The sequence below is a fragment of the Sphingomonas japonica genome, assembly GCF_006346325.1.
GTDB lineage: Bacteria > Pseudomonadota > Alphaproteobacteria > Sphingomonadales > Sphingomonadaceae > Sphingomonas > Sphingomonas japonica.
Map to the genome: position 1 here is coordinate 1 of NZ_VDYR01000006.1, position 228 is coordinate 228.

1 protein-coding gene is annotated in these 228 nt (G+C 69.3%); it reads right to left on the bottom strand.

Annotation, left to right across the window (positions count from 1 at the left end; translation table 11 throughout):
- Positions 1-228, bottom strand: a 228-nt coding sequence (locus tag FHY50_RS14095) for an adenine nucleotide alpha hydrolase family protein (protein WP_474176063.1), incomplete at both ends; no start/stop codon positions are given.

The following is a 228-nucleotide window of genomic DNA, read 5'->3' on the forward strand; positions in this document are numbered from 1 at the left end:
CGCCCTCGGCCGCGGCCTTGTCGAACGCGGTGCCGCGCACGGTGATCACCAGCTTGGCATCCGAGGTGGTCACCGTCGCGATCGCGTTGCCCGCATAGATCGGCCGCGTGAAGCTGTTGGCGCTCTCGACCGACAGAATGTCGCTGATCTGCATCACGTCGAGCAGTGCCGCGACGCGCGGCGCGAGGTTGCGGCCGGTGGTGGTCGCGGGCACCACGAACGCGTCGT